Origin of the sequence: Stappia sp. BW2, assembly GCF_008107695.1 — a bacterium.
In the GTDB taxonomy this organism is placed as follows: domain Bacteria; phylum Pseudomonadota; class Alphaproteobacteria; order Rhizobiales; family Stappiaceae; genus Roseibium.
In genome coordinates this window covers 477,659-491,060 of the sequence record NZ_VIRG01000066.1, presented here as the reverse complement: position 1 = coordinate 491,060, position 13,402 = coordinate 477,659, and the positions used below count along the sequence as shown (strand labels likewise).

The following is a 13,402-nucleotide window of genomic DNA, read 5'->3' as shown; positions in this document are numbered from 1 at the left end:
CTGTCAGACAATGCTTGCCTGGAAGGAAATGCGCGGTGAATGTTCTCTCGATTGAGGGACTGACGGTAGATTTTAATACGGCGGAAGGTAAGGTCCGGGCGGTCGACGATGTTTCATTTGTCGTGCCTGAGAACCGGACTGTCGCGCTGGTGGGCGAATCCGGGTCGGGCAAGACTGTCATATCGCAGACGATCATGGGTCTATTGCCCCAGGCTGCATCCATTACATCCGGAAAAGTGATCCTTGCGGACCCAACCGGTGCCGAGCCTCCCGTCGATATTGCCACGCTGGAGCGTAAGGGACCGCAAATGCGTCACCTGCGCGGCAACAGGGTGGCGATCATCTTTCAGGAACCGATGACGTCGCTGTCGCCTTTGCATACCATTGGCGACCAGATCGGCGAGGCGGCGCTTCTTCACCGCAATGTTTCCAGATCCGAAGCGCGCGAACTGACCAAGACCATGCTGAGCCTGGTGCAGTTCCCCGATCCCGAACGCGCACTCGACACCTATCCCTTTGAACTTTCCGGTGGTTTGCGTCAGCGCGCGATGATCGCCATGGCCATGATCTGCCGTCCCGCACTGCTGATAGCGGACGAGCCGACCACCGCGCTCGATGTGACCATTCAGGCCGAAATTCTGAAGCTTATTCGCGAAGTTCAGGCAGAGCTGAGCATGTCGGTCCTGATGATCACGCATGATTTCGGCGTGGTCGCCAACATGGCCGACGAAATTGCTGTGATCTATCATGGTCGCATCATGGAAAAGGGGACTGCGCAACAGCTCTTTTCCGATCCGAAACACGACTACCTGAAAGCGCTGCTCAACGCGGTGCCCAGTTTCCAGATGGACCGGGAAGAGCGGCTGGTGCCGATCCGGCCGATCGAGGTCCGCTCGGAGGACCTGACGGCCAATCGCCCGCATTGCGATGTCAAACCCGGTGAGCCCCTGGTCGAAATGCGGGACGTCACCAAACAGTTCACCCTGCGCAAGGGCTCTTTCCTTGGGGGCAAGGTCAAGACAATGACCGCGCTCGACAGCATCAACCTGACGATCCGCCGGGGGGAATGCCTGGGGCTGGTGGGGGAATCCGGGTCCGGCAAAACCACCGCCGCAAAAGCGATCCTGAGAGCAATCAGTATCGAAGGGGGAAGTGTCCTCTACAACCGCGGCAAGGGGCTGGAAGATATTTCCAAGCTCAAGGGTGCGGAGCTGATGGACTATCGCCGCCGCGTGCAGTTGATTTTTCAGGACCCGTTCTCGTCACTCAATCCGCGCATGACCATTAACGACACGCTGATGGAGCCGTTGGAAGTGCATGGCATCGGCACGCCGCAGGAGCGGGCCGAACGCGCACGCAATCTGATGAAACTGGTTGGCCTCGATCCGCGTTTCCTGCGCCGCTATCCGCATTCGTTTTCCGGCGGCCAGCGCCAGCGCATCGGCATTGCCCGGGCATTGGCGCTGAACCCGGAGTTCCTCCTGTGCGACGAGCCGACGTCGGCGCTGGACGTCTCGGTGCAGGCGCAGATCCTGAACCTGCTTCAGGATCTCAAGCGCGACCTGAACCTGACCTACCTCTTTGTCAGCCATAACCTGGCTGTCGTCGATTATGTCGCCGACCGGATCGCTGTCATGTGCCGGGGACGCCTTGTGGAAATGGGCGAGACCAGAAACGTGGTCGGCAATCCGCTTCATCCTTACACGAAGGCGCTGCTTTCGGCCGTACCCGAGCCGGACCTGTCGGCGCCACTGGATTTTGCCGCTCTAGATGCCAACAGAGCATCGGAGCCGCAATCATGGCCGGAACCTTTCCGATTGACCGATGGCCAGGAGCCATTGCTGGTGGAAATGGAACCGGATCATTTTGTCTGCGCACCTGGCCTGAAGAATGCCGGGGCGCTTGAGGGGACTGCAGCATGAACTTTTTGAATTCCTTGAGAGCCGGTCTTTTCCTGACCGCGGCTCTGATAGCAGGGCCATTGGCCGCGCTGGAGCTGAAGGAGACACCGGGCCTTGATCCGTCTCTTCCGCCCGTAGCGGAACGGGTGCCTTCCGAACCGCTGATCGTTGACCTTGAAGCCACGGGACGCACCGTTGGCAAACCGGGTGGCAAGATCGACACGTTGATTGGCCGGGCCAAGGATGTGCGCCTGATCAACGTCTGGGGCTATGCACGCCTTGTCGGTTATAACGAGCAACTGGATCTGCTGCCCGATATCCTCGCGGATGTGGAAGTTGAGGATGGCCGCATTTTCACGCTTCACACGCGTGAGGGCCATAAATGGTCTGACGGTCACCCCTTTGGCGCCGAGGACTTCCGCTATTATTTCGAGGACATTGTCAGCAACAAAAGTCTGACCCCGGCAGGCCTGCCGCCATTCCTGATGGCCGATGGCAAGGCGCCTGAATTCGAGGTTCTGGACGAAACAACTGTCCGCTTTACCTGGGACAGCCCGAACCCGTTGTTCCTGCCGGAACTGGCAAAGGCACGTCCTCCATTCATCTATCGTCCTGCCCACTATCTGAAGCAGTTCCACGAGAAATACGGCGACCCGGATTTCATCGCCAAGGAAGCTGAAAAGGTCAAGGCGCGAAGCTGGGCACCGCTGCACAACAAAAAAGACGACATGTACAACGCCCAGAACGTCGACATGCCGTCGCTGCAGCCATGGGTGCGCAACCGCGATGACAGCGATCTGCGCTTCGTTCTGGAACGCAACCCTTACTATCACCGGGTCGACAGCACCGGCCAGCAGCTGCCTTATGTCGACCAGGTCATCATGACCGTTGCCGATGGCAAGCTGATCCCGGCGAAGGCTCAGGCGGGCGAAAGCAATCTGCAGGCGCGCAATCTCAGCTTTTCCGACATCACCGTGCTGAAGCGGGGCGAGAAGGACAACGACTACGTCACTGCGCTCTGGTCCAACACCAAAGGTTCGGAAATCTCGATCCTGCCGAACCTGACCGTGAATGATCCGGTCTGGCGAGAGCTGATGCGCAACACGAAGTTCCGGCACGCCCTGTCGCTCGGGATCGACCGGAACCTGATCAACCGTGTCCTGTTTTTCGGCCTGGGAACACCGGGCAACGACACCGTTCTGGCCTCCAGCCCGCTTTACGAAGCTGAATTCACCACCAAATGGGCGGAATACGATCCGGAACAGGCAAGCGCGCTTCTGGACGAGATCGGCCTGACCGAACGCAACGGTGAAGGCATTCGCCTTTTGCCAGATGGCCGTCCGCTGGAAATCATCGTGGAAACCGCAGGCGAGGATCAGGCTCAGGATGATGCCCTGGAACTGGTCAAGGAAATGTGGAAGGAAATCGGCGTCGCTCTGTTTGCCAAGCCGAGCCAGCGCGACAACATGCGCGAGCGGGCGATCACCGGTGATCTGATGATGTCTGTCTGGTGGGGTTTCGAGAACGGAATTCCGACGTCCGAAATGCCGCCGGATGACTATGCTCCGGTACACGGCGATTCGTTCTCCTGGCACAAGTGGGGCGACTATTACGAAACGCAGGGTAAGGGCGGTGAGAAGCCTGACTGGGCCCCGGCCGAACGCCTGATGGAGCTCTATAATTCCTGGCTGAATTCCAGAACGGCGGAAGAGCGCACCGCCATCTGGGAGGAAATGCTCCAGATCCATGCCGACGAAACCATTCACATCGGTCTCGTATCCGGTGTCCGTCAGCCGGTGGTGATCAAGAAAGTGGAAAACGTGCCGCTGGAAGGTATCTATGGTTGGGATCCGGGCGCGCATTTCGGGATCCATCGCATGGATGAATTCTACGCGGCCGAATAAGTCGGAACTCTGCCTGTTTTCCGGTCCGGCTGAAGACACCAGCCGGACCGGTGATTTCAGGTTTGACGGATGGATACGCTCCTGCCGGACATGGCGTCCGGGTCAGGAAGACATACGAACCGGAAGCGGAGATGTTGATCCGGTATTCCGCCAGACGTTTTCCGAGGGACTGACTCTTGTTTGAAAAACGTCATATTATCGAATTCGAAGTTGACCTTGAGTGCAGAAGTCAGAGCCTGATCTGCGCAAAGTGCCGGGGCTGAGGGGAGTTTAGGTGCTCTATTATATTGTCCGACGTATTTTGATGATGGTGCCCACCTTGCTGGTGATCAGTTTACTGATTTTCTTCATCATCGAGCTGCCGTCCGGTGATTATATCTCCAATCAGATTGCTGCCCTCAAATCCTCCGGTGAAAGTTCGTCGGTCGCCAAGCTCGAGTTTCTGCGCCAGGAGTTCTCCCTCGACAGACCCTTTATGGAACGCTACCTGATCTGGGTCGGCCTCTGGCCGGGACCTCACGGGTTCGACGGTCTTATCCAGGGCAACTGGGGCTGGTCCTTTGAATTCGACAAACCCGTGGAGCAGGTTATCGGGCCGACGTTGCCCCTGACCGTGGTTCTGAATTTCGCGACGATCCTGTTCGTCTACGTGGTGTCGTTCCCCATCGGTATATTCTCTGCAACCCGCCAGTATTCCTGGGGAGACTACGGTTTCACCTTTCTGGGCTATTTCGGACTTGCAACACCCAACTTCCTGCTGGCGCTCGTCCTGCTCTACTTTTTCAATCGGTGGTTCGGCCTGTCCGTCGGCGGGCTGATGGATCCTCAATACATCGACCAGCCCTGGAGTTTCGACAAGGCGATGTCGGTGCTGGGCCATCTGATCGTGCCCACCATCGTGATTGGAACGTCGGGCACGGCGGCCATGATCCGCCGCCTGCGCGCCAACCTTCTTGACGAGTTGCACAAGCAATATGTCACCACGGGCCGGGCCAAGGGCCTCAAGGAAAACCAGCTTCTGGTGAAATATCCCCTGCGCATGGCCATCAACCCGTTCATTGCAGACATCGGCAACCTGATCCCCTCGCTTGTATCCGGATCGGTGATCGTTTCGGTGGTGATGAGTCTTCCGACTGTCGGCCCGGTTCTGGTGGCCGCGCTTCAATCCCAGGATCAGTTCCTGTCCGGTTTCATACTCCTGTTCGTTGCCGTTCTGACCCTGATCGGGATGCTGATTTCCGATCTGTTGTTGGCGGTGCTCGATCCCCGTATTCGCCTCGGCGGGAGGGCCTCGACATGACCATGGACGTGAAGAAAACGCCCGGGCGCGAGGTGGAACATTACGTCGATCCGACGCCCTTCAACCCGGCTGTCACCGAGGAAATGACCGCCGAACAGGAGCGCTACTACCAGGCTTCCCAGTGGAAGATCATGTGGTGGAAATTCAAGCGCCACAAGATTGCGGTCTGGTCGGGCGTGGTCCTGATCCTGTTCTATCTGTGTGTACCCTTTGCAGAGGTAATCGCGCCCTATGGTGCCAACAGCCGCGACAGCATGCATCTGTATGCGCCTCCGCAACCGATCCACCTGTTTCATGACGGCAGTCTCGTCGGCCCATTCGTCTATGGCATGACGTCGGAAATCGACATGGAAACCCTGCAATGGGTGTTCAAGGACGATCCGAACGATGTCCAGCCGCTCCGCTTCTTCTGCAGCGGCGCTAAGTACAAGTTCTGGGGGCTGTGGGACGCCTCCTTTCACCTTGTCTGTCCGGCGGAAGGCGGGACGATGTTCCTGCTCGGTACGGACCGCCTTGGCCGTGACCAGTTGTCAGGCCTTATCTATGGAGCTCGACTGTCGCTTACCGTCGGTCTGATCGGTGTTGCCATCTCGATTGTTCTCGGGCTCTTCTTCGGCGGCATCGCCGGCTATTTCGGCGGCTGGATCGACAGTCTGATCCAGCGTGCCATCGAGATCCTGCGATCGCTTCCCGAACTTCCGCTGTGGATGGCGCTGTCTGCAGCGCTGCCGGTGACCTGGAGCCCGGTCTGGATCTATTTCGGTCTGACGATCATCCTCGGTCTGCTCGACTGGCCCGGGTTGGCGCGTGCTGTCAGATCCAAGCTGCTGTCGCTTCGGGAAGAGGAATACGCCAAGGCGGCGGTTCTGATGGGCGCCAAGCCGAAGCGGGTGATCACGCGGCACCTGTTGCCCGGCTTCACCAGCCACATCATTGCGTCGGCGACATTGTCGATCCCGTCCATGATCCTGGGTGAAACGGCTCTGTCCTACCTGAACCTCGGCCTGCGCCGGCCTGCCGTTTCCTGGGGTGTTCTTCTGAACGAGGCGCAGAACATTTCGGTGGTCACCGTCTATCCATGGCTGATGGCTCCGGTGTTGCCGATCATCATCGTGGTATTGGCGTTCAATTTCCTGGGTGACGGTTTGCGCGACGCGGCAGATCCCTATAAGTGATGCATCTGAAATCTGAAGAACCGGCGGGCCGTTCTGGCCCGCCTTGCTGTTAGGAAGTCACAATGTCGAAGAATGCCACCACCGCCGCCGGCTGGGACGAGGAATATGAAGCCGGTCGCTGGGCCTTCCTGCGCTCGCTGCCCGAAAGCGGTCGCTATGGCATTATCGGCATGTGGTTGAACCTGACCGGTTCCATGGACGAGGTTCTCGATATCGGCTGTGGTGAAGGCCTGCTTTACGAGCGCCTTCAGCCCATGGGCGTGAAGCGCTACGTCGGCATGGATCTTTCCCCGGCTTCACTGCAGATCGCTAATGTCGACCCCGCGATTGCCAGCCTGCGGGCAGGCGACATGCACACATTCGAGGCGCAGGAGGGCGAGACCTTCTCGGCCATCGTCTTCAACGAGGTTCTTCACTTTGCGGAAGATCCGGCTGCCGTCGTTGCCCGCTATGTCCCGTTCCTGAAGGAAAACGGCGTCATCGCCCTGTCGATGTATTCACCGAAGAAGCCGGAGTCAGGTGCCAACAAGCTGATCAACAAGCTCTGGGAAGCGTCCGACGATACGAGCAAGTGGGAAGTCCTCGATGACTACCGTCTCGTCTCCGACAAGAAAGGCGTCACCTGGCGCATGCGGCTGGTGAAACCGGTTCGCTAATCAGCCGGCATTTACAAGGAACCGATCCTGAGGAGGAAAGGCAGACCCGTCTCCAAGGAGAACCGGCCTCGGCCATGACAACGGGCAGGCCGTCGCGCGCAAACGTGGCGGACGGCCCGGTCAGATCACTCGTTGGCTTCTTCAGGCAGGAAATCGACCGCGTGCTGGGCTGACAGTTCGACGATGCGGGCGACGTCGGTCTGATCGTGCAGCGCTTCGAACAGATCCTTGAGCTGCCCCATCGGAGACACCCAGAAAAGCGCACGGCAGGGTTTGTCCGACTTGTTGAAATAGCCGTGCGGGATGCCGCGCGGCATGCGCACGAGATCGCCTGCCTTCGCCTTTGTCCATACCCCGTCGAGTTTCAGATCCAGTTCGCCTTCCTGAACGAGAATGAACTCGTCCTGATCAGGGTGGATGTGAACGGGCACGAACTGGCCGGGTTCGGAATTCGTCTCGAAGGCGAAAGCCGCCTCGCAGACGGCCTTGGGATAATAGACTTGGCCGAGAATGTTCCAGACGACGTCTTCATAACCTGTGCCATTCTCGGTTATGCCCTTTTCCAGATCTTTCATCGCAATTCCCTCTGATTGATTTGTGGAATTGTCCTCTTTTCGAGACTCTTGTTTTTGGCCGTCATGCCGGAAGCCGGCGTTTCTGGAGACTGCCGTGTTGCTTCCCGCGGAACTGTCGTTTTTTAGGCGTCATGAGTATGCCATGACGGCTGAGGCTATTCCTGGTCTGGCGACGTTCCGCAATGATATGGAAAGCTCACGCTGCCCGGATCAATAGATATTTTCAGCATAAAATATGTAAATGCAATAACTTTGATCAGCCTGCGAGCAGCTCTAGAAGACGCGAATGAACGAGGCAGGCTTCCTCATTGGCTTTTTCCGGAAGCCTCGAGCGCAGGCAGTAGACCTCATGCTGAATAAGGACTGCCAAGCTCGTAGGCTTCACCGCAGTGCGTGCGCCACGCCTCATTCTGGTCCGCGCGGCATCAAATCCGTCACTCATTTGCCGTCGACTGATTTGGATAAAATATTTGTATTTGCATGTATTGGTGTCTAGGCTAACGCTTGCGAGCCAGTCGATCGGTCTCCTTACTTCAAGCAGTCAGAATGCTCTCGGTGGACATATTATCGAAGCTTTGCGAGTTGCTTGGAGGGGGCGAAAGCGAAGGGGGGATCGCAGGCCGGCTCTGGAAAGTCCGTCGTTGAATGTCGCCTTTGCTGGCGCTCAAACCTGGTGTTTGGCAGCTCTTCAGGAGGCGCGCCACACGCTTCTTTCTCCCGAAAACAGAGACCCGTCAATGTCCGCAGACAGGACAGTTGAAGGAGCGATGGCGGGAGGAGGATCGGAAGCCATTTTTCAAGAAGGGAAAAGTCATGACATGTAAGTTAGGTAGCCAGTCTCCCCGGATGGCCGCAGCCTTGGCGCTGTTCGCGGTCGTTGCATTCGGTACGGCCGCTCGCGCCGAGCCTGTGCCTGGCATGCGGGGTGTCAATCATATCGGCCTGACCGTGCCGGACATGGGCCAGGCGGTGACCTTCTTCAGCGACGTTCTGGGCTGCGAAAAAGCGATGTCCTTCGGTCCGTTTCGCGATGACAAGGGCACTTTCATGCAGGACATGCTGAATGTCGATCCGCGCGCCGTCATCGAAGAGATCACCTTGTTGAGATGCGGCTTTGGCTCGAACATCGAACTGTTTAGCTACACTTCTCCCGACCAGCAGACGATCTATCCGAAAAACAGCGACATTGGCGGCTATCACATCGCGATCTATGTCGAGGATATCGACAAGGCCGCCGAGTATCTGAGAGCCAATGGCGTCAGGACGCTAGGCGGGCCTCTTCCGGTTACCGAAGGTCCGGCAGCGGGCCAGACGATCCTCTATTTCTTTGCGCCCTGGGGGCTGCAGATGGAGGCGATATCCTTCCCGCAGGGGATGGCATACGAAAAGGAAGGTGGTCCAGTCCTCTGGTCCAACACGGACCCGGCAAAGTGATCTGCTGACAGGCAAAAACCGGCAAGATCGGAAAGAGTGATGGCATCCGCCCATGCTTGCAGGACGGTCGGGTAGTGCTCTGGAAAAAGGCGTCAGGCCCCACGCAAACCGTCCCGTTCGCACGTATTTGCCGCGCAGTTGCCGGGTAGCTTCAAACCGTCGCGAAGCGATGCGAATAAGGCAGCGCTTCGCCGCTTCTGGTCGGTCAGCCCGGAAGCACGACAATCGTTGATTTGCCACCTTTGTTGCGAAGGGCATGAACGGGGGCAAGGTCGGGGTCGCGGTGCCAGGCCTTGGCGGCTTCCGCGTTTGGGAAGGTCAGCAGGGCCACCATGTTCGGCGCATCGATGGCAGCTTCCAGAACCAGAGGGTCCGGATCGGTGGCGATAACGCTGCCGCCGTGACGGGCGAGGGCGCCTGCGGCTTTCTCCCGGTACGCGCCGAGGGCGTCGCGGTCGGTTACGGTGATCATGGCGAGGGCTTGTACAGACATCTCATTGTCTCCTTTGCTTGAGATGCTGAAATGCTATCGCAGAGCGGTCATGCGAAAAATTCTTCAAATTTGTAATCGAACTGTGCAAAAATGCACCGCCATGTATAGCTGGGATGATCTGAAATTCGTGCTCGCCATCGCCAATGCCGGCAGTCTGACAAAGGCCGCCCGCAGCCTTGGTGTAACGCACAGCACCGTGTCGCGGCGGCTGTCGTCGCTGGAAGAGGAGATCGGCGCACGTCTGTTCGACCGTCTTCCCGAAGGGTTCACGCCGACCACCGCCGGTGAAGAGGCGGTTGAGGCCGCCCGCCGGATGGAAATGGAAGTGCTTGCGCTGGACATGCGCATTGCCGACAAGGATGCCGAATTGGAAGGCCCGCTTCGGGTCACGGCGGCCCAGCTCATTTTCCAGGTGCAACTGGCCGAGATCGTCGCCCGTTTCAAGGAACGGCACCCGGCCATTGACGTGACCATGAACGCGGCCAACGAAATTCTGAGCCTGCACCGGCGCGAAGCCGATATTGCGGTGCGTGTCACCGACAAGCCCGACGAAAGCCTGTTCGGACGTCTCGCCACCGGCCAGAACCGCTGTTTCTACGTGTCGCGAGATTTTGCCCGCCGGTACCGGCACGCTGCGCTTGAAACGGTGACATCGCAGGCTGTGCCGTTCATCGCCTTCAAATGGTGGGGCAACAAGGTGCCGAGAGAATTGCGCGAGCGTTTCCCCAATGGAGAGGTGGCGACGGTGACCGACGACATGATCACCATGCATGCGGCGGTGCGAGCCGGTATGGGTATTGGCCGTTTGCCGTGCTTCGTGGGCGACCCGGACCCGGAGCTGATCCGCTTGCCGGGTGTGGAGCCAAGCCGATACTTCGACATCTGGATCCTGACGCATCCGGACCTGAAGAATGTGGCCCGTGTGCGCACGTTTCTGCGCTTCGCCGCTGACGCCTTCAAGGAAAACAGCGGTCTGTATCTCGGGAATTGAAAGAGGTTCGCAGGTTCATAGCCAGCGGCGGACGCGCGCACAATAGTCAAGGTATGTGTGGCCGAACAGGCGCTTAAGATGCTCTTCCTCGGGCTTGATCTGGAATTCCGTCAGATACCAGACGAAAGCCGGTACAACGACGAAGATCGTGGCTGTGCCGAGATAAGCGCCGAACGCCAGCAACAGCAGAACATCGGCGACATACATCGGGTTGCGCGACACCCTGTAAAAGCCGTCGCTCACCAGCGCCTTGGCCTTGCCCGGTGTTGTCGGATTGAAGGTTGTTCTGGCCAGGATGAAGCGAAAAAGGGCATGCCCGCCAATCGCCAGTCCGGCAATCAGAAACAAGAGGGCGAGCGCGTCCTGTCCTGCAAAGGTGACGTTGAGCGCCGGAAACAGTTTGGCACCTGCATAGAGCAGCAGAAGCCCAAACCCGAGGACGACAGGAGGGGGAAGCAACAGGCGCATGCTTTGCCTCAGGTGTTCTGAAGGACGATGGGCTTGCCATGCGGTGTCGCTTTGGCTGCCTCGTCCCAGGCCCTGCGCAGGTCTGCCAGCTGTCCGGCGGCCGCAATGTTCTTGGCCGTAAGCAGTGCCTCAAAAGCGGCCAGCCAGCGATCGTAATAGCCTTCAGTCTCGCCGCTGCCATCGCCGTCCTTGGCTAGTTCGGCGCCAAGTGCCTCGGCCCATTCGCCCCAGGTGAACACGCCGGCTTGATGCGCCTTCACCGTCATGGCGAAAATCCTCGCTTCCCAGGGGGCGCTGAACACGGGGCCACCGTCTTCATCAAGCGGAAGGCGCGGCGTAGTCAGAAACTCAGCGGGCAAGGTCAAGATAAGGCTCCCAGAGATCAATGCGCAGGGTCAGCTTGGGATCGCTATCCCGCCCCCAGATGTCCGTGCCCTTGAAGAGAACGCCGTAGAGCCAGGCAGGCTGTTCGCCTTCGCCGTGGGCGTTTGTGTCTGGAAACACGTGAACGCCGTGAACGACCTCAATCGTGCCGACGGCATCGCGGGCGTAACGGGGCAGGCGGGTGTGGTGTTCGGGGTTTATGCGTCGTGTGTGAACCTTGTCACCGACCTGGAACCTGGCAGGCTGGTGCACGTCCCGCTCAACCGGCGCACCCTTGGACAGGGTTCCGGCGACGTCATCTGCCAAGAGCACGCGCTTGACAGACTTGGGCTCTTCGAGCTTTCGGCCTTCTTTCAGCTCCTCTTCCGTTACAAGGCCGTTGGAAAGCAGGAGTTTTTCCAGTCCCCGGGTCCAGATCTCGTAATAGCTGGAAGAGAGATAGGTGACCGGCGGCAAGGATTCGCGGGCAAAGCGCGAGGCATCCAGCGTCCAGGATCCGGTCGCGCCCATGGCCAATGTCATGGCAAAGGCACGTTCTTCCCATTTGGCGTGAAAGTTCGGCTCGTTTTCTTCCAGTTCAATGGGGCCGAAGCCCATCTGCCCACCCAGATCCTGCGCACCGTTCATGCTGCATCCTCCAGGGTGGAAGGTTCAAGGGCGAGCCCGGTTCCGATCATGCTGTTGCGGGTGACAAGATCGGCCAGGCGGTCTTCGCTCCAGCCATCGGTTCCTGCAGGACGTTTCGGGATCACCAGATACCGGATTTCGGCCGTCGAATCCCAGACGCGGATCTCGGTGTCATCGGGCAGCGTCACTTCGAACTCGGCCAGAACGCCGCGCGGGTCGCGTACGGCTCTGGAGCGGTAGGGCGCAGATTTGTACCAGACCGGCGGCAGACCCAGGACGGTCCACGGATAACAGGAGCACAGCGTGCAGACGACCATGTTGTGAATGTCGTCGGTATTCTCGACGGCCACCATGTGTTCGCCCTGCCGGCCGGTGAAACCAAGCTCGGCTATGGCTGCCGTTGCGTCTTTCAATAGCCGCTCCCGATAGTCCGGGTCAGTCCACGCCTTTGCCACCACAAGGGCGCCGTTCCGCGGGCCGATTTTTCTCTCGTAGGTCTCGATCAATTCGTCCAGGGCAGGAGGATCGACATAGCCCTTTTCCGTCAGCAGCGTTTCCAGGGCGCGCACGCGCAGCTCGACTTCGCTGAGTTCGGAATGGTCGTGATCGTGGGAATGATCGTGGTCGTGAGCGGACATGAACGGCTCCTGATGTCGCGGGTGTCACATATGAGAACGCAGGTCGAGACCTGTCAAATCAAACACGTGGTGGTTATCTGGAATTACGCGGCACCTGTCCTCCCGGATCGGTATTCGGCCTCGTCTCACTTGTCCGGGATGACGATGTCGGACGGGTCGGTTCCGAAGATTAGTTACATATGTAACCAATTTGACTTAGATCAAGGCGTGGACGCGCGCTTCCAATATGGTTGCATATGTAACTAATTTGGAGGAGCGGTCCCATGAAGATCGAGCAGATGCATCACGTCGCCTATCGGTGCAAGGACGCCAAGGAAACCGTGGAATGGTACGGCAAGATGCTGAACATGGATTTTGTTCTGGCCATCGCCGAAGATCATGTGCCGTCCACCCACGATCCGGACCCCTACATGCACGTCTTCCTGGATGCGGGTAACGACAATGTTCTGGCATTCTTCGAATTGCCGACCAAGCCGGAAATGGGGTTTGACCCGAACACGCCGCGCTGGGTGCAGCATATCGCCTTCAAGGTGAAGGACCGGGACGAGCTGATTGCCTTCAAGGACCACCTGGAAAAGAACGGCGTCGACGTTCTGGGCGTCACGGATCACTCGATCTTCCACTCGATCTATTTCTTCGACCCGAACGGCCACCGTGTGGAACTGGCTTGCCCGGACCCGGAGGAAGACAAGCTTCTGGCGCGCCTGGACAAGGTCAAGTGGGAGATGCTGGAGGAGTGGTCGAAAACCAAACGGGCCCCGAAACACGCTGACTGGCTGCATGCCAAAGAGTTGGCCGATGTGTGAGGAGGACACATGCCGCCAATGCGGCAAATGCCGTTCGATTGAAGCCGCCT

At 58.6% G+C, this 13,402-nt stretch carries 14 protein-coding genes; 8 read left to right on the top strand and 6 right to left on the bottom strand.

The features are described 5' to 3' along the window. Positions 1 to 35 precede the first annotated feature (35 nt). From FMN63_RS13790 to FMN63_RS13770, 5 genes are all read left to right on the top strand, one after another. Positions 36 to 1,922: an ABC transporter ATP-binding protein gene (locus FMN63_RS13790; protein WP_148584537.1), complete on the top strand. Its 1,887-nt coding sequence runs from the start codon at positions 36 to 38 to the stop codon at positions 1,920 to 1,922. Then, entirely contained in the window at positions 1,919 to 3,805 is a 1,887-nt protein-coding gene (locus FMN63_RS13785) for an ABC transporter substrate-binding protein (protein ID WP_205514019.1), read from the top strand. Before FMN63_RS13790 ends, FMN63_RS13785 begins: the two co-directional genes overlap by 4 nt. A 274-nt stretch (positions 3,806 to 4,079) precedes the next feature. After that, the gene (locus tag FMN63_RS13780; protein WP_148584536.1) at positions 4,080 to 5,105 is read left to right on the top strand and encodes an ABC transporter permease; all 1,026 of its coding nucleotides are present in this window, start codon (positions 4,080 to 4,082) and stop codon (positions 5,103 to 5,105) included. Further along, positions 5,102 to 6,280, top strand: coding sequence for an ABC transporter permease (locus FMN63_RS13775; protein WP_148584535.1), 1,179 nt, complete (start codon positions 5,102 to 5,104; stop codon positions 6,278 to 6,280). The genes FMN63_RS13780 and FMN63_RS13775 overlap by 4 nt, the downstream gene beginning before the upstream one ends. A 62-nt stretch (positions 6,281 to 6,342) precedes the next feature. Beyond that, positions 6,343 to 6,936, top strand: a complete 594-nt coding sequence (locus FMN63_RS13770) for a class I SAM-dependent methyltransferase (RefSeq protein ID WP_148584534.1) — start codon at positions 6,343 to 6,345, stop codon at positions 6,934 to 6,936. Positions 6,937 to 7,061: 125 nt separating this feature from the next. Here FMN63_RS13770 and FMN63_RS13765 read toward each other — a convergent pair whose 3' ends face one another. Beyond that, positions 7,062 to 7,511 (bottom strand): cupin domain-containing protein, encoded by a 450-nt coding sequence (locus tag FMN63_RS13765; RefSeq protein ID WP_148584533.1) that lies wholly within the window; start codon positions 7,509 to 7,511, stop codon positions 7,062 to 7,064. A gap of 846 nt (positions 7,512 to 8,357) precedes the next feature. Between FMN63_RS13765 and FMN63_RS13760 the strand changes: the two genes are divergently transcribed. After that, on the top strand, positions 8,358 to 8,945 hold the full coding sequence (locus tag FMN63_RS13760; RefSeq protein WP_148585572.1) for a VOC family protein: 588 nt from the start codon (positions 8,358 to 8,360) through the stop codon (positions 8,943 to 8,945). 205 nt (positions 8,946 to 9,150) lie between these two features. Here the strand turns inward: FMN63_RS13760 and FMN63_RS13755 are convergent, their stop codons facing one another. Then, positions 9,151 to 9,438 carry a DUF1330 domain-containing protein gene (locus FMN63_RS13755; protein WP_148584532.1) on the bottom strand — a complete coding sequence of 96 codons (288 nt, stop codon included), beginning with the start codon at positions 9,436 to 9,438 and terminating at the stop codon, positions 9,151 to 9,153. A 100-nt stretch (positions 9,439 to 9,538) separates the two neighbouring features. On the opposite strand from FMN63_RS13755, the gene FMN63_RS13750 reads away from it, so the two are divergent. Continuing rightward, a complete protein-coding gene (locus FMN63_RS13750; RefSeq protein WP_148584531.1) occupies positions 9,539 to 10,429 on the top strand; it encodes a LysR family transcriptional regulator in 891 nt (296 codons plus the stop codon). Between the two features lie 15 nt (positions 10,430 to 10,444). Here FMN63_RS13750 and FMN63_RS13745 read toward each other — a convergent pair whose 3' ends face one another. The 4 genes from FMN63_RS13745 to nthA are packed head-to-tail and all read right to left on the bottom strand — an operon-like array spanning position 10,445 to position 12,546. Next, positions 10,445 to 10,897, bottom strand: a complete 453-nt coding sequence (locus FMN63_RS13745; RefSeq protein ID WP_148584530.1) for a methyltransferase family protein — start codon at positions 10,895 to 10,897, stop codon at positions 10,445 to 10,447. An 8-nt stretch (positions 10,898 to 10,905) separates the two neighbouring features. Continuing rightward, positions 10,906 to 11,262, bottom strand: coding sequence for a nitrile hydratase accessory protein (locus tag FMN63_RS13740; RefSeq protein WP_498925824.1), 357 nt, complete (start codon positions 11,260 to 11,262; stop codon positions 10,906 to 10,908). Beyond that, entirely contained in the window at positions 11,246 to 11,908 is a 663-nt protein-coding gene (gene nthB, locus FMN63_RS13735; RefSeq protein ID WP_148584529.1) for a nitrile hydratase subunit beta, read from the bottom strand. The genes FMN63_RS13740 and nthB overlap by 17 nt, the downstream gene beginning before the upstream one ends. Next, entirely contained in the window at positions 11,905 to 12,546 is a 642-nt protein-coding gene (nthA, locus tag FMN63_RS13730) for a nitrile hydratase subunit alpha (RefSeq protein ID WP_148584528.1), read from the bottom strand. Before nthA ends, nthB begins: the two co-directional genes overlap by 4 nt. Before the next feature lie 263 nt (positions 12,547 to 12,809). Here nthA and FMN63_RS13725 point away from each other — a divergent pair, with 263 nt between their 5' ends. Beyond that, complete coding sequence (locus FMN63_RS13725; RefSeq protein WP_148584527.1) at positions 12,810 to 13,352, top strand: VOC family protein; 543 nt, start codon at positions 12,810 to 12,812, stop codon at positions 13,350 to 13,352. The last annotated feature ends 50 nt before the right edge of the window (positions 13,353 to 13,402 follow it).